The 15,274-nt window shown below is 61.0% G+C and carries 12 protein-coding genes; 3 read left to right on the forward strand and 9 right to left on the reverse strand.

Features of this window, described 5'->3' with window-relative positions; genetic code table 11:
* Positions 1–1,155 precede the first annotated feature (1,155 nt).
* From HV782_RS24000 to HV782_RS24010, 3 genes are all read left to right on the forward strand, one after another.
* Positions 1,156–1,377 (forward strand): hypothetical protein, encoded by a 222-nt coding sequence (locus HV782_RS24000; protein WP_123463160.1) that lies wholly within the window; start codon positions 1,156–1,158, stop codon positions 1,375–1,377.
* A gap of 197 nt (positions 1,378–1,574) precedes the next feature.
* On the forward strand, positions 1,575–2,891 hold the full coding sequence (locus HV782_RS24005) for an OprD family porin (RefSeq protein ID WP_186748493.1): 1,317 nt from the start codon (positions 1,575–1,577) through the stop codon (positions 2,889–2,891).
* Between the two features lie 195 nt (positions 2,892–3,086).
* Entirely contained in the window at positions 3,087–4,592 is a 1,506-nt protein-coding gene (locus tag HV782_RS24010; protein ID WP_128613752.1) for a sensor domain-containing diguanylate cyclase, read from the forward strand.
* A gap of 178 nt (positions 4,593–4,770) precedes the next feature.
* Here HV782_RS24010 and lpxC read toward each other — a convergent pair whose 3' ends face one another.
* The 9 genes from lpxC to murD all read right to left on the reverse strand — a co-directional run bounded on the left by lpxC (position 4,771) and on the right by murD (position 15,270).
* A complete protein-coding gene (gene lpxC, locus HV782_RS24015) occupies positions 4,771–5,682 on the reverse strand; it encodes a UDP-3-O-acyl-N-acetylglucosamine deacetylase (RefSeq protein ID WP_007916984.1) in 912 nt (303 codons plus the stop codon).
* Positions 5,683–5,794: 112 nt separating this feature from the next.
* Positions 5,795–6,991, reverse strand: coding sequence for a cell division protein FtsZ (gene ftsZ / locus HV782_RS24020; protein WP_123463154.1), 1,197 nt, complete (start codon positions 6,989–6,991; stop codon positions 5,795–5,797).
* 103 nt (positions 6,992–7,094) lie between these two features.
* Complete coding sequence (gene ftsA / locus HV782_RS24025) at positions 7,095–8,354, reverse strand: cell division protein FtsA (protein ID WP_123463152.1); 1,260 nt, start codon at positions 8,352–8,354, stop codon at positions 7,095–7,097.
* A 15-nt stretch (positions 8,355–8,369) separates the two neighbouring features.
* The gene (locus HV782_RS24030; protein ID WP_123463150.1) at positions 8,370–9,236 is read right to left on the reverse strand and encodes a cell division protein FtsQ/DivIB; all 867 of its coding nucleotides are present in this window, start codon (positions 9,234–9,236) and stop codon (positions 8,370–8,372) included.
* A 4-nt stretch (positions 9,237–9,240) separates the two neighbouring features.
* Entirely contained in the window at positions 9,241–10,200 is a 960-nt protein-coding gene (locus HV782_RS24035) for a D-alanine--D-alanine ligase (protein ID WP_186748492.1), read from the reverse strand.
* Positions 10,197–11,657 (reverse strand): UDP-N-acetylmuramate--L-alanine ligase, encoded by a 1,461-nt coding sequence (gene murC / locus HV782_RS24040; RefSeq protein ID WP_123463146.1) that lies wholly within the window; start codon positions 11,655–11,657, stop codon positions 10,197–10,199. The genes HV782_RS24035 and murC overlap by 4 nt, the downstream gene beginning before the upstream one ends.
* A complete protein-coding gene (gene murG, locus HV782_RS24045) occupies positions 11,650–12,720 on the reverse strand; it encodes an undecaprenyldiphospho-muramoylpentapeptide beta-N-acetylglucosaminyltransferase (RefSeq protein ID WP_123463144.1) in 1,071 nt (356 codons plus the stop codon). Before murG ends, murC begins: the two co-directional genes overlap by 8 nt.
* Positions 12,710–13,927, reverse strand: coding sequence for a putative lipid II flippase FtsW (gene ftsW, locus HV782_RS24050; RefSeq protein WP_047296416.1), 1,218 nt, complete (start codon positions 13,925–13,927; stop codon positions 12,710–12,712). Before ftsW ends, murG begins: the two co-directional genes overlap by 11 nt.
* A complete protein-coding gene (murD, locus tag HV782_RS24055) occupies positions 13,924–15,270 on the reverse strand; it encodes a UDP-N-acetylmuramoyl-L-alanine--D-glutamate ligase (RefSeq protein WP_186748491.1) in 1,347 nt (448 codons plus the stop codon). The genes ftsW and murD overlap by 4 nt, the downstream gene beginning before the upstream one ends.
* Between the last annotated feature and the right edge of the window lie 4 nt (positions 15,271–15,274).

The following is a 15,274-nucleotide window of genomic DNA, read 5'->3' on the forward strand; positions in this document are numbered from 1 at the left end:
GACCTGAAATAGCCAGTCGCACTCAGGGTTTGAAAAGCATGGAGACCTGCTCCCTTTCCCCCTCGCCTACTTGGGACTGACCGCGTTGTTGTTCCGAAATACGCCGACCTGAAATAGCCAGTCGAACTCCGGCTTTGAAAAGCATGGAGATCTACTCCCTTTCCCCCTCGCCTACTTGGGACTGACCGCGCTGTTGTTCCGAAATACACCGACCTGAAATAGCCAGTCGAACTCAGGCTTTGAAAAGCATGGAGACCTGCTCCCTTTCCCCCTCGCCTACTTGGGACTGACCGCGTTGTTGTTCCGAAATACGCCGACCTGAAATAGCCAGTCGAACTCCGGCTTTGAAAAGCATGGAGATCTGCTCCCTTTCCCCCTCGCCCACTTGGGACTGACCGCGTTGTTGTTCCGAAATACGCCGACCTGAAATAACCAGTCGCACTCAGGCTTTGAAAAGCATGGAGATCTGCTCCCTTTCCCCCTCGCCAACTTGGGACTGACCGCGTTGTTGTTCCGAAATACACCGACCTGAAATAGCCAGCCGAACTCAGGCTTTGAAAGCATGGAGATCTGCTCCCTTTCCCCCTCGCCCACTGGGACTGACCGCACTGTTCTTCCAAAGTACGCCGACCTGAAATAGCCAGTCGAACTCAGGCTTTGAAAAGCATGGAGACCTGCTCCCTTTCCCCCTCGCCCACTTGGGACTGACCGCGCTGTTCTTCCGAAGTACGCCGACCTGAAATAGCCAGTCGAACTCAGGCTTTGAAAAGCATGGAGATCTACTCCCTTTCCCCCTCGCCTACTTGGGACTGACCGCGTTGTTCTTCCAAAGTACGCCGACCTGAAATAGCCAGTCGAACTCCGGCTTTGAAAAGCATGGAGGTCTGCTCCCTTTCCCCCTCGCCAACTTGGGACTGACCGCGTTGTTGTTCCGAAATACACCGACCTGAAATAGCCAGTCGAACTCAGGCTTTGAAAAGCATGGAGATCTGCTCCCTTTCCCCCTCGCCCCCTTGGGGGAGAGGGCTGGGGTGAGGGGGTGACTTTTGCTTCTGCTGTAACAGTCATTTATGAAAATCACGCTGTTTCCCAACGCCCGGCAACCTTATCTTTGCCCGCACCAAACAGCACTTGCCAAGCAAGAAGGTTTTCAAGATGTCCAACAGTATGGGTATTGCCAGCGCTTTCGTTTTGTCCTCGTTGATCCTGTCGCCGATGGCGATGGCTGAAGAATCGCAGTCGTTCGTAGCGCAGAATGCCGCTCGCGCTCACGCATTCGAACAGTCTCAGGCAGAAGTGATGGCCAAATCGCAAGACGCCACACAAGCCCCGCAGGCCGCCGCTTCCCAGGCTAAAGCGTCCGAGAAGGACAGCTGAGTCGCGCGCCGTTCCTACGTTTCCCTCGACGCGGTTGTTTGGCTCTTCCCGTTCAACCGTCGTCATTCCAGGCCGCTGATGTTCAGCGGCCTTTTTTCGTTGTGGTCTGAAAGCCATCCGGTTCGTCTGTAACAACAAGAAACATCCAGCCCCTCAAGACATTGAGGGGTCAGTTGACCCAAGGAGCTTTACCGCAAGTGCGTTACCCAGTCCGCTATACCCCGTTATTCATTGCAATCGCCGCAACGATTGTTCCCGCCGCCCAGGCCGACGAAGCGGCCAAAGCAGGTTTCGTTGAAGGCGCGAGCCTCAACCTCAACGCCCGTAACTACTACATGAATCGCAACCGTCTGCAGCAGACGGACGACAACATCGAGTGGGGCCAGGGGTTTCTCGGGATCTTCCAGTCGGGTTACACCGAAGGCACCATCGGCTTCGGCATCGACGCGCACGCCATGCTCGGGCTGAAGCTCGATGGCGGTGGCGGCACGGATGGTTCGAGCATCCTCCCGGTGAGCGATGGCAACGGCAAGGCACCGGGCGCATTCTCGACTGCCGGCGGCACCCTGAAAATGCGTGCGTTCGATACCGAGTTGAAGGCCGGCGACCTGTTCCTCACCAACCCGGTGATCGCTGGTGGTGACAGCCGTATGCTGCCGCAGACCTTCCGTGGCGTCAGCCTGACCAACCACAGCTTCGACGGCTGGATGTTCGAGGGTGGCCAGGCCAGTTTCACCAAGCCTTACAACCAGAGCGGTCGCCAGCGCATCGGCACCTCGTACGGCCAACTCGCCGAGGGCGACGAGAGCCGCCATCTGAACTGGGCCGGGGTTTCCTGGAGCGGCGTCGAAGGCCTGACCAGCAATCTGTACGTCGCCGAGCTGAAGGACATCTGGAACCAGTACTACTACGACCTCGACTACACCTGGACGCTTAACGATCTGGTCAGCCTCAACCCGGGCCTGCACTTCTATCACACGCAGGACACCGGCGACGCATTGCTGGGTGACATCGACAACAACACCTACAGCCTGCATTTCACCGTCGGCATCGGCAGCCACAGCGTCACGGCCGCGTACCAACGGGTCAACGGCAACACGCCGTTCGACTACATCAGCCAGGGTGACAGCGTTTACCTCGACAACTCCCAGCAGTACTCGGACTTCAATGGCCCGAACGAGCGCTCGTGGAAGCTCAAGTACGCGTATGACTTCGCCGGTCTCGGCATGCCGGGCCTGACCTCGGCGGTGTCCTACTCGCGCGGTACCGTTGACCTGACCAAGGTCGACCCGGCCAGCAAAGGTTACGCCTCGTGGTACAGCGCCGACGGTCGCAACGCCAGGCACTGGGAGCGCGACATCGACCTGAAATACTTGGTGCAGAGCGGCCAGGCCAAAGACCTCGCGATACGCCTGCAATGGGCGACCAACCGTGGCGGCAACGGCTACGGCGCGATCGACACTGACACAGATGAATACCGTGTCATCATCGACTACCCGATCAACGTCTTCTAAGATCACCCCAAAGTCAGGCGCGACTCGCACAGATCCTGTGGCGAGGGCGCTTGCTCCCGCTTGACTGCGCAGCAGGCCCCTCCGCAAAAAAGAGGGGTCGCTACGCGGCCCAGCGCGAGCAAGCGCCCTCGCCACAGTCGATTCAGTGTTTGTGCAACTACGCTAACAAGATCTCCTCAACCGACAGCCCCCACCATGATCGCGAACCGTACCTCACCTGCGGGCAAGACCGGACGCCCCGAATTGCTGCTGATCTGCGGCAGTTCGCTGACGGTGATCGCGATTCTGTGCATCGTCACTTTTCTACTGATTCGCGAGCACGCCAGCGCTCAGGAAACGGCCACCCGCAGCGCTACCACCATCGCGCAGTTGATCGACGCCGACGTGCTGCGCACGGTCGAACTGTACGACCTGACCCTGCAAGGCCTGATCGCCGCCGCCCAACGCGATGACTTGCACGACGTCACCCCGCAGATCCGCCATCTGGCGCTGTTCGACCGCTCCACGACGGCCCGCTTCAAGGGCGACATCCTGTTGCTCGACAAGCACGGCGATGTGGTCGCCGACTCTTCACGGATAGTGCCCAAGCCGGGCAACTTTGCCGACCGCGAGTACTTCCTCGCCCATGCCTTAAACCGCGACACCGGTATGTTCATCAGTCGTCCATTCAAAACCCGCTGCGATTGCGACGAGGCCAACCAGTGGCGCATCAGCTTCAGCCGGCGGATCTCCTCGGACACCGGCGAGTTCGTCGGCGTGGCGGTGGCGTCGATGAAGCTCGACTACTTCGATCAGTTGTTCAACAGCCTCGACATCGGCAAAGACAGCACGCTGAACATCATCAACAGCGACGGCGTCCTGTTGGCGCAGAAGCCGTATCTGCAAAGCGACTCCATCGGCAAAAGTTTCGGCAACCGACCAAACGTGATGCGGATACTGGGCGACAAGGACGGCAATGGCAGTTTCACCAGCACCTCGAGCATGGACCATCAGCAACGCCTCTACACCTATTCGCGGGTCGGCAATCTGCCCCTGACGGTGATGGTCGCGCTGTCCAGCGATGAAGTGTTCGGCACCTGGCGCCGTACCGCGATACTGATCAGTGGTGCCACCGGCGTGCTCTGCGCCGGATTACTCTGGTTGACCTGGCTGCTCGCCCGGGAGCTGCGTTTGCGCCAGCGCGCCGAGCGCGAGCTGGCGCAACTGGCCGCGACCGATGCACTGACCGGCGTGGCCAACCGGCGCATGCTCGATCAGTCGTTGCGCCACGAGTGGTTCCGCGCCCAGCGTTCAGGCCAGCCGTTGTCGGTGATGATGATCGATGCCGATCACTTCAAGGCGTTCAATGACCGGCATGGCCATCAGGCCGGCGACCGGGCGCTGAAGACGCTGGCCAAGGTCATCACCGAAAATGTGCGGCGACCGGCGGATCTGGTGGCGCGCTATGGCGGCGAGGAGTTTTCGGTGATTCTGGCCGAGACCGATGGCCATGGCGCACAGCAGATTGCCGAGCATATTCGTCAGGCGGTGGAGCAGTTGCCGTTGGTCGACGGCGCGGAGTGGCCGATGACCGTGAGCATTGGCATCGCGACGTGGACGGCGGCGAAGGAAATGACGCTGGAGCAGCTGTTGTTTGCGGCGGACAAGGCGCTGTATCAGGCCAAGGAAGGTGGGCGCAATCGGGTGGTGGTGGCTACCTGAAAGGTCTGTGGCGATTGCACCGGCGCCTTCGCGAGCAAGCTCGCTCCCACCTTTGAAGTGCATTCCCCTGTGGGAGCGAGCTTGCTCGCGAAGAGGCCAGATCAGGCACTAGAGAAACCACAGGCATAAAAAAAGGCCATCCGAGGATGGCCTTCAAAAAACTAGAGAGGTTTTTTACTTACACTGCCGCAACCGGGCGCATGTAAGAGATCGGTGCGGTACTGGCGTCTTCGAACGTCACCACTTCCCAAGCATCTGTCTGCTCAATCAACTTGCGCAGCAACTGGTTGTTCAGTGCATGACCGGACTTGAAGCCTTTGAACTCACCAATCAGGCTGTTACCCAGCAGGTACAGATCGCCAATGGCATCGAGGATCTTGTGCTTCACGAATTCGTCTTCATAGCGAAGACCGTCTTCGTTCAGTACGCCATCGGCATCGACCACGATTGCGTTTTCAACGCTGCCGCCGAGTGCGAGGTTGTGCTTGCGCAGGTACTCGATATCACTCATGAAACCAAAGGTACGGGCGCGGCTGACTTCTTTTACGAACGAAGTGCTGGAAAAATCCACGCTTGCACTTTGGGTGCGGTCCCGGAATACCGGGTGATCGAAATCGATCTCGAAGCTCACCTTGAACCCTTCGAAAGGGACGAAAGTGGCGCGCTTGTCGCCGTCTTCCACTGTCACTTCACGCAGGATGCGGATGAATTTCTTGGCGGCGTCCTGTTCTTCCAGGCCAGCCGATTGAATCAGGAATACGAAAGGTCCAGCGCTGCCATCCATGATCGGGACTTCGGACGCGGAGAGCTCGACGTAGGCGTTATCGATGCCCAGGCCAGCCATGGCCGAGAGCAAGTGCTCTACCGTGTCCACTTTGACGTCGCCGTTAATCAGCGTCGTCGACATAGTGGTTTCACCGACGTTTTCCGCGCGGGCAGGAATCTGCACCACAGGGTCGAGGTCAGCGCGACAAAACACAATGCCAGTGTCGACAGGCGCAGGCTTGAGGGTCAGATAGACCTTCTCACCGGAGTGCAGGCCTACACCTGTGGCACGGATAATATTTTTCAGTGTGCGTTGTTTAATCATGGCTTGGGCCGCTTCAGCGCAAATTGCGAACTGGTATCAACAAAGGCTGGCGATGATAGCAGACCGAGCCTTTGCTGAACACCAATCACCTTCATAGCCCTGATACATTCCATCAATCAGCCTGACGACGCAGGAAAGCCGGGATGTCCAGGTAGTCCAGGTCATCTTGCGGATTCATCTTCGCGGCAGCCGCAGCACCGGCCTGAGCCTGGTTGCGCATGACGGTCGGACGGTCCAGATCACGGTAGTTCACCGCGGGTGCTTCCTGACGGGTCGGAGCCGGTTGTTGCACCTGAGCAGCCGCCATCGAAGTGTGAACGGTGTTGTCGATGACCTTCACAGGCTTCTCGATTTTCGCGCCCAGACCGGTGGCAACCACGGTAACGTGCAGTTCGTCGCGCATGTCCGGATCGATCACGGTACCGACCTTGACCATCGCGTGCTCAGAAGCGAAGGCTTCGATGATGCTACCCACGTCGGAGTACTCACCCAGGGACAGGTCAGGACCGGCGGTGATGTTCACCAGGATGCCGCGCGCGCCTTGCAGGTTCACGTCTTCCAGCAGCGGGTTGCGGATCGCCGCTTCAGTGGCTTCACGTGCACGGTTCGGACCGCTGGCGCAGCCAGTGCCCATCATCGCCATGCCCATTTCGCTCATCACGGTACGCACGTCGGCGAAGTCGACGTTGATCATGCCCGGACGCTTGATGATGTCGGAGATACCGCGAACGGCACCGGCCAGTACATCGTCTGCCTTGGCGAAAGCCGACAGCAGGCTTGCGTCTTTACCGAGGATGGTCAGCAGCTTCTCGTTGGGAATGGTGATCAACGAGTCGACGCTTTCGGAGAGCATGCGGATGCCTTCATCGGCGATCTGCATACGCTTGCGGCCTTCGAACGGGAACGGACGCGTTACGACAGCAACGGTCAGAATGCCCATTTCCTTGGCCACTTCGGCGATGATCGGCGCAGCACCGGTACCGGTACCGCCACCCATGCCGGTGGTGATGAACACCATGTTGGTGCCCTGCAGGACTTCGGCAATGCGCTCACGGTCTTCCAGAGCGGCCTGACGACCTACTTCAGGGTTGGCGCCAGCGCCCAGACCTTTGGTCACGCCGGTGCCCAGTTGCAGGATGGTCCGCGCGCCGATGTTTTTCAGCGCTTGAGCATCGGTGTTGGCGCAGATGAACTCAACGCCTTCGATGTTGCTCTTGACCATGTGGTTGACAGCGTTGCCGCCGCCACCGCCAACACCGATAACTTTGATTACCGGGCTTGCGGGGATGTTGTCTACGAGTTCGAACATTTTCCCTCTCCTTACATTCTCTAGTTTTTTCGCCTACTGCTGTTTGTTGCGGTGCATCTACTGCTATTGCGTGCCGCTTGAAGCTTGACGCTCCGAGCTGCTTCTAAAAGTTGCCTTGAACCCACTTCTTCAATCGGTCCAGCAACGGCGCCTGTGGCTCTTCGTTGCTGTAGCTGTCGCGGCTGCCGATGCCGGAGAACGAAACCCCGTCGGACTGCTTCTGCAGGCCGTACATCAACAAACCCACGCCAGTGGAATAAATCGGGTTGCGCACCACGTCATCCAGGCCCTTGACGCCATGCGGCACGCCGAGGCGGACCGGCATGTGGAAGATTTCTTCGGCCAGTTCGGTGGCGCCTTCCATCTTCGACGTACCGCCGGTCAGGACGATGCCCGCCGGGATCAGGTCTTCGTAGCCGCTGCGACGCAGCTCGGCCTGGATCAGGGTGAACAGTTCGTCGTAACGCGGCTCGACCACTTCGGCCAGAGCCTGACGCGACAGTTCACGCGGTGGACGGTCGCCGACGCTCGGCACCTTGATGGTTTCACCGGCACCGGCCAGTTTGGCCAGGGCGCAGGCGTAGCGGATCTTGATTTCTTCGGCGTACTGGGTCGGGGTGCGCAACGCCATGGCGATGTCGTTGGTCACTTGATCACCGGCAATCGGGATCACTGCGGTGTGGCGGATCGCGCCTTCGGTGAAGATCGCGATGTCGGTGGTGCCGCCGCCGATGTCGACCAGGCACACGCCCAGCTCTTTTTCGTCGTCAGTCAGCACCGAGTAGGCCGAGGCCAGTTGCTCGAGAATGATGTCGTCGATTTCCAGACCGCAGCGACGCACGCATTTTTCAATGTTCTGTGCGGCGTTGACGGCGCAGGTGACCACGTGAACCTTGGCTTCCAGACGGACGCCGGACATGCCCAGAGGCTCGCGGACGCCTTCCTGGTTGTCGATCACGTAATCCTGCGGCAGGGTGTGCAGCACGCGCTGGTCAGCCGGGATCGCCACGGCCTGGGCGGCGTCGAGTACACGCTCGAGGTCAGCGGAGCTCACTTCGCGATCACGAATCGCGACGATGCCGTGGGAGTTCAGGCTGCGAATGTGATTGCCCGCCACGCCGACGAACGCCGAGTGAATGCGGCAGCCCGCCATCAGTTGGGCTTCTTCGATCGCGCGCTGGATCGATTGCACGGTGGACTCGATATTCACCACCACGCCCTTCTTCAGGCCGCGGGACGGGTGAGTACCGATACCGACGATTTCCAGCGTGCCGTCGTCCGCGACCTCGCCTACCAGCGCCACCACTTTGGAGGTGCCGATATCCAGACCGACGATCATTTTGCCGCTTTGCACGTTTGCCATGGGTCCTGCCTCTTCTTAATTCTTTGCGACAGCGGGTTGGGCTGTCGTCGGCGCTACAGGTTCCCGCCAGCCAACGGCGAGGCCGTTGGCGTAGCGCAGATCGATGCGCGCAATGTTCGTAATCTGGTCTTTAAGCGTCTTGTCATAGATGGCAATGAAGCGGCGCATCTTTTCCACCAGGTTGCCGCGTCCCAGCAGCAACTCGATGCCGGGGCCGGAACTGCCGGCACCGGTGGTCAGGAACCAACTCCCGCGTTCACGCAGTTCCAGGCGTGCAATCGAGAAGCCCAACGGCCGCAGCATCTGGCTCAGCACCTGGTATTGCTGCATCACTTGCTGCTGGGCCCGTTGTGGACCGAACAGCTGTGGCAGGTGTTCGTAGTTCGCCAGTTCCTTGGGCGTAAACGCCTGGCCCTGATTGTTCAGCAGCGACTCGTCGCCCCAACGGGCCACGGGCAGTTGCTCTTCGAGGCGGATCACCACCTGATCGGGCCATACCCGGCGCACTTCGGCGTGGGCAATCCACGGCATTTGCTCAAGCTCGGTGCGCATACCGGCCAGGTCGATGGTGAAGAAGCTCGACGCCACGTACGGGGCGATTCGCTGCTGCACCGCTTGCTGGCTGATGTAGCTCAGGTCGCCCTGCACGGCGATCTTGGTGATTGGCCGGTCGGCGTACGGCAGTAACCGCTGCGCGCCTTCGTAAGTGCCAAACCCCAGGACCACCAGCAGCACTGGCCAGAACAGGCTTTTCAGAAAACCGAAGTTGGCTTTCGGCAGGCGCGCAGACATCGGCTCTTTGGCCACCATTCGGCTGGCACCCCGCGGCACCGGCTTACGGCCGGGTGCGGGTGACTGATGTCTGAGCTGAGCGCCTTGCATCGTCTTAACCTCTAGCGTCTTCAACACTGGCGGCCAGAATGGCCAGAACCAGTTGCTGGAAATCCAGACCGGCCGCACGGGCAGCCATCGGCACCAGACTGTGGTCGGTCATGCCCGGAGCGGTGTTCACTTCGAGAAACCAGAACTGCCCGTCGGCGTCCTGCATCACGTCCGCCCTGCCCCAACCGGCAATACCCAGCGCCTCACAGGCCTTGGCCGTGAGATCCATGAGTTCCTTTTCCTTGGCGGCATCCAGCCCGCACGGAATGCGGTACTGGGTATCGTTGGCGATGTACTTGGCGTCGTAGTCGTAGAACGTGTGCGGTGTACCCAGGGCAATAGGAGGCAACACCTGGTCACGCAGGGTGGCGATGGTGAACTCCGGACCTTGAATCCATTGTTCGACCAAGACTTGCGAATCGTAGGTACTGGCCGCTTTCCATGCGTCGATCAACTCGGACGCAGAACTCACTTTGGCCATCCCGATACTTGAACCTTCATGCGCCGGTTTGACGATCAAAGGGAAGCCCAGTTCCGTCGCCGCCGAAATACAATCGGCTTCGCTGCACAGCACGGCGTGACGCGGCGTCGGAATCCCGAGGCTATGCCAGACCTGCTTGGTGCGCAGTTTGTCCATCGCCAGGGCCGAGGCCAGAATGCCGCTGCCGGTGTACGGAATTCCCGCCACTTCGAGCAGGCCCTGCATCGTTCCATCTTCACCGCCACGGCCGTGAAGAATGATGAAGGCGCGGTCGATCTTTTCGCTGAGCAGACGTTGCAGAATGTCGGCGCCAACGTCGATGCCGAACGCGTCCACCCCGGCGCTCTGCAGCGCTTCGAGCACAGCATTACCGGACTTCAGCGAAACCTCACGCTCGGCACTCAGGCCACCGAACAGCACGGCGACACGGCCGAAGTCTTTCGGCGCGATAGTGGAGAACAGGTTGGCGTAGGCAGCAGTCATTTCAACTTCCCCTCGACCGACGCGGCCACGGCGCCGGCGAACAATTCACTTTTCAACAGCTTCGGCGCGAGTCCGCCGATATCACCTGCGCCCTGGCACAGCAGGATGTCACCGGCACGCAGCAGCGGCTTGACCAGCGGCGCCAGATCGACGCCACGCTCGATGTAGATCGGGTCGAGCTGACCGCGCTGGCGGATGCTGTTGCACAGCTTGCGGCTGTCGGCGCCCGGAATCGGCTCTTCGCCGGCCGGATAGACTTCCATCAGCAGCAGCACGTTGGCGTCGGCCAGGACATTGACGAAATCGTCGTACAGGTCGCGGGTGCGGCTGTAGCGGTGTGGCTGGTAGACCATCACCAGACGGCGCTCCGGCCAGCCACCGCGCACGGCCTTGATCACCGCGGCGACTTCGGTCGGGTGGTGGCCGTAGTCGTCGACCAGCATCACGTTGCCGCCGTCCACTGGCAGTTCGCCGTAGACCTGGAAACGTCGGCCCACGCCCTGGAACCCGGACAGGCCCTGGACGATGGCTTCATCGCTGACGCCTTCGTCAGTGGCGATGCAGATGGTCGCCAGCGAGTTGAGCACGTTGTGGTTGCCCGGCATGTTTACCGAGACTTCCAGTGGCTCACGATCCGGACGCAGCACGGTGAAGAACGTCTGCATGCCTTGCTGGCGCACATTGATCGCGCGTACGTCGGCGTCTTCGCTGAAGCCGTAGGTCACGGTCGGACGTTTGACCTGCGGCAGGATTTCCCGCACCACCGGATCGTCCAGGCACATCACCGCCAGACCGTAGAACGGCAGGTTGTGCAGGAATTCGACGAAGGTTTTCTTCAGTTTGTTGAAGTCACCGTCGTAGGTCGCCATGTGGTCGGCGTCGATGTTGGTCACCACTGCCACCAGCGGTTGCAGGTGCAGGAAGCTCGCATCGCTTTCATCGGCTTCGGCGATCAGGTACCGGCTGGTGCCCAGTTGGGCATTGGTGCCCGCCGCGTTCAGACGACCACCGATGACGAACGTCGGGTCCAGGCCACCGGCGGCGAACACCGAAGCGATCAGGCTGGTGGTGGTGGTTTTGCCGTGCGTACCGGCGACGGCGATGCCGTGGCGATAGCGCATCAGTTCGGCGAGCATTTCGGCACGCGGCACCACCGGAATGCGACGCTCGAGGGCGGTCGCCACTTCCGGGTTGGAGGTGTTCACAGCGCTCGAGACCACCAGCACATCGGCAGTCGCGGCGTTCTCGGCACGGTGGCCGATAAAGATGTGCGCACCGAACGATTCCAGGCGCTCGGTCACCGGCGAGGCTTTCAGGTCGGAACCAGACACTTCATAGCCCAGGTTCAGCAACACTTCGGCGATGCCGCACATGCCCACGCCGCCGATACCGACGAAGTGGATGCGTCGGATGCGGCGCATTTCCGGTTGTGGCATGGCTTTCTGATTCTCAACCATGAGCCACCTCCAGACAGGTGTCGACCACGCTACGGGTGGCATCGGGTTTCGCCAGACGGCGGGCCGCTCGGGCCATTTCTTCAAGTCGTTGCGGTTGCATCAAGACCTCTGTCAGGCGCGCGGCAAGGTCCGCAGCACCAGTCGTTCTTTGCGGCATCAGGAAGGCAGCGCCTTCGCGGGCCAAATAATCGGCATTGCGGGTCTGGTGATCGTCGATCGCGTGGGGCAAGGGCACCAGCATCGACGGCAGACCGGCGGCAGCCAGCTCACTGATGGTCAACGCGCCTGCGCGGCACACCACCAGGTCAGCCCAGCCATAGGCCTGGGCCATGTCTTTGATGAACGGCTGCACCTGCGCGTCCACGCCGGCGGCGCGGTAGCGCTCTGCAGTCACTTCATCGTGGTTTTTGCCGGCCTGATGAAACACTTCCGGGCGCAAATCGGCAGCGACTTGGGCCAGGGCTTCAGGCAGCAACTTGTTCAACGGTTCTGCGCCCAGGCTACCGCCAAGGATCAGCAAACGCGCTTTGCGGCCGGCCAGGGCAGGTCGCGATGTTTCGAGGAACAGCTCGCTGCGCACCGGGTTTCCGGTGGTACGGCGGGTGTCCGACAGAGTAAAGGTGTCGGGGAACGCTTCACACACCCGGGCGGCGAACGGCACCAGCAACCGATTGGCGGTGCCGGCCACGGCGTTCTGCTCGTGAACGATCACCGGCACACCGGCCAGTTTCGCGGCAAGACCGCCTGGACCGGTCACATAACCTCCGAAGCCGACGACACACACCGGCTTCAGCCGACGAATGATTGCCCGCGCCTGCCACACCGATTTGAGCAGCATGAACGGCGCCTTGAGCAGCGACAGCTTGCCTTTGCCACGCAAACCGGTGGCATGGATGCGGTGCAGTTCCAGGCCGGCCGCCGGGACCAGATCGTTTTCGATCCCGCGTGGTGTGCCGAGCCAGTGCACGGTGTAGCCGCGCGCCTGAAACTCGCGGGCACAGGCCAGCGCCGGGAACACGTGGCCGCCGGTGCCGCCGGCCATGATCAATACGTTAGCGCCCATGGTTCGGCTCCTCGGCGAAGTCGCTCTCATGGAATTCCATCTCTTCACTGCCCAGGTGGGTTCGACTCTCCCACTCGATCCTCAGCAACAAGCCGAGGCAGGCGCAGCAGATCACCAGGGAACTGCCGCCATAACTGAGGAACGGCAAGGTCAGGCCTTTGGTCGGCAGCAGGCCGACGTTCACCCCGATGTTGATCAGGAACTGACCAATCCACAGGAACGACAGACCGTAAGCCACGTAAGCGGCGAAGAACTGTTTGGCTTTCTCGGCCCACAGGCCGATGTACATGCCGCGAATACACACGAACACGAACAGCGCCACGGTGCACAGCGAACCGACCGCGCCCAGCTCTTCGGCCAGTACCGAGAACACGAAGTCAGTGTGTGCTTCAGGCAGGTAGAACTGTTTCTGCACGCTGTTGCCCAGGCCGACGCCCAGCCACTCACCGCGACCGAAAGCGATCAACGCCTGCGACAACTGATAGCCGGCGCCGAACTGGTCGGCCCACGGGTCGGCGAAGTTGGTCAGACGCGCCATCCGGTACGGCTGCATTTGAATCAGCAGGACCACGGCGCCGACCGCCAACACCACCATCAGCGAGAAGCGGAACAACCCGACCCCGCCGAGGAACAGCATGGCCGCCGCCGCCCCCATCATCACGACGGTGGCACCGAAGTCCGGCTCCATCAGCAACAGGCCGGCCATTGGCAGCAGCACGATGAATGGCTTGAAGAAGCCCATCCAGCTTTCGCGCACTTCTTTCTGACGACGTACCAGATAACCGGCGAGGTAGATCACCACAAACACCTTGGCGATCTCGGAGGGCTGAACGTTGAAGAAGCTGAAACCGATCCAGCGCATCGACCCGTTCACTTCACGGCCGATCCCCGGGACGATCACCATCACCAGCAGACCGAATGCGCCGATCAGCATCATCCAGCCCAGACGCTGCCAGGTGGCGATCGGAATCATCATGGTCACGATGCAGGCACCCAGGCCCAGCGCCACGTAGATCAGGTGGCGAATCATGTAGTACAGCGCGCTGCCCGATTGCGCCGCCGCCACTTCGGTGGACGCCGAGGCAATCATGATCAGGCCCAGGCCCAGCAGCGCCAGGCAACCGGCGAGCATCGGGAAGTCGAGGTCGATGCCACGCCCGGTGATGATCGGCGACGGGTACGGCTTGATGATATTGCGCAGACTCATACCAGATCCTCCACGGCGCGGACGAACTGGTGACCACGGTCTTCGTAATTCTTGAACATGTCGAAACTGGCGCAGGCTGGCGACAGCAGCACCACGTCACCCGGTTGGGCGACCGCACGGCATTGCTCGACGGCTTCGACCAGCGAACCGGCATGAATCAGCGGCACGGCGTCGCCAATGGCTTCGCCGATCTTGTCAGAGTCGCGGCCCATCAGGATTACGGCGCGGCAGTTGGCCGCTACCGGATCGCGCAGATCGTTGAATTCGGCACCCTTGCCATCGCCACCGGCAATCAGAATGACCTTGCCGGCGATGTCCGCACCGAGGCCTTCGATGGCGGCCAGAGCGGCGCCAACGTTGGTCGCTTTGGAATCGTTGTAGTACGCCACGCCATCGAGATCACGCACCCATTGGCAGCGATGTTCGAGGCCAGCGAAAGTGCGCAGTGCCGAGAGCATCGCATCGAACGGCAGGCCCACCGCATGGCCGAGCGCCAGTGCCGCGAGGGCGTTGGACTGGTTGTGCGCGCCACGAATCTTCAGCTCGCGCACCGGCATCAGGTTCTGGAATTCGAAGGCCAGATACTTCTCGCCGTCTTCTTCGCGGATACCGAAAGCCTTGAAGTCCGGTTTGGTCAGGCCGAAGGTCCAGCAAGGCTGGCCCTCGCCCATCAGCGGACGGCTCAGCGCATCCTGACGGTTGACCACGAACTGCTTCGCGCCGCGGAAGATCCGGTGTTTGGCCAGGTGATACGCCGGCAGGCCGCTGTAGCGGTCCATGTGGTCTTCGCTGATGTTCAGCACGGTGGCCACTTCGGCGTTGAGCTGGTCGGTGGTTTCCAGCTGAAAACTCGACAGTTCCATCACGTACAGCTCGACGTCGTCGCTGAGCAGATCCAGCGCCGGAGTGCCGAGGTTGCCGCCGACCGCAACGCGCTTGCCCGCCGCTGCCGCCATCTCGCCGACCAGGGTGGTGACGGTGCTTTTCGCGTTGGAACCGCTGATGGCCACGATCGGCGCCTGCGCGTTACGCGCGAACAGCTCGATGTCGCCGGACAGTTTCACGCCTCGCGCTGCAGCGGCTTGCAGGGCCGGGGTCGCCAGCGCCAAGCCGGGGCTCACGTAGAGCTCGTCGGCACGGCACAGGAATTCCACGTCCAGCTCGCCACAACGCACTTCCACGTGCGGATAGTCACGCTTGAGCGTGGCCAGTTCCGGTGGATTCTCCCGCGTATCGGCCACGGCAAACGCCACGCCCCGGTTCGCCAGGAAGCGAACCAGGGACATGCCGCTCTTGCCGAGGCCGACAACGATGCGGAAGTGGTCAGAAGCGATCAGAGACACTCGT

The sequence above is a fragment of the Pseudomonas monsensis genome (assembly GCF_014268495.2).
Classification (GTDB): domain Bacteria; phylum Pseudomonadota; class Gammaproteobacteria; order Pseudomonadales; family Pseudomonadaceae; genus Aquipseudomonas; species Aquipseudomonas monsensis.

Coding starts and splice junctions, on each gene's coding strand:
- ftsZ (WP_123463154.1), bottom strand. CDS start 6,991: ATGTTCGAACTCGTAGACAACATCCCCGCAAGCCCGGTAATCAAAGTT.
- HV782_RS24035 (WP_186748492.1), bottom strand. CDS start 10,200: ATGACTGCTGCCTACGCCAACCTGTTCTCCACTATCGCGCCGAAAGAC.
- HV782_RS24030 (WP_123463150.1), bottom strand. CDS start 9,236: ATGCAAGGCGCTCAGCTCAGACATCAGTCACCCGCACCCGGCCGTAAG.
- HV782_RS24010 (WP_128613752.1), top strand. CDS start 3,087: ATGATCGCGAACCGTACCTCACCTGCGGGCAAGACCGGACGCCCCGAA.
- ftsA (WP_123463152.1), bottom strand. CDS start 8,354: ATGGCAAACGTGCAAAGCGGCAAAATGATCGTCGGTCTGGATATCGGC.
- murC (WP_123463146.1), bottom strand. CDS start 11,657: ATGGTTGAGAATCAGAAAGCCATGCCACAACCGGAAATGCGCCGCATC.
- HV782_RS24000 (WP_123463160.1), top strand. CDS start 1,156: ATGTCCAACAGTATGGGTATTGCCAGCGCTTTCGTTTTGTCCTCGTTG.
- murG (WP_123463144.1), bottom strand. CDS start 12,720: ATGGGCGCTAACGTATTGATCATGGCCGGCGGCACCGGCGGCCACGTG.
- ftsW (WP_047296416.1), bottom strand. CDS start 13,927: ATGAGTCTGCGCAATATCATCAAGCCGTACCCGTCGCCGATCATCACC.
- lpxC (WP_007916984.1), bottom strand. CDS start 5,682: ATGATTAAACAACGCACACTGAAAAATATTATCCGTGCCACAGGTGTA.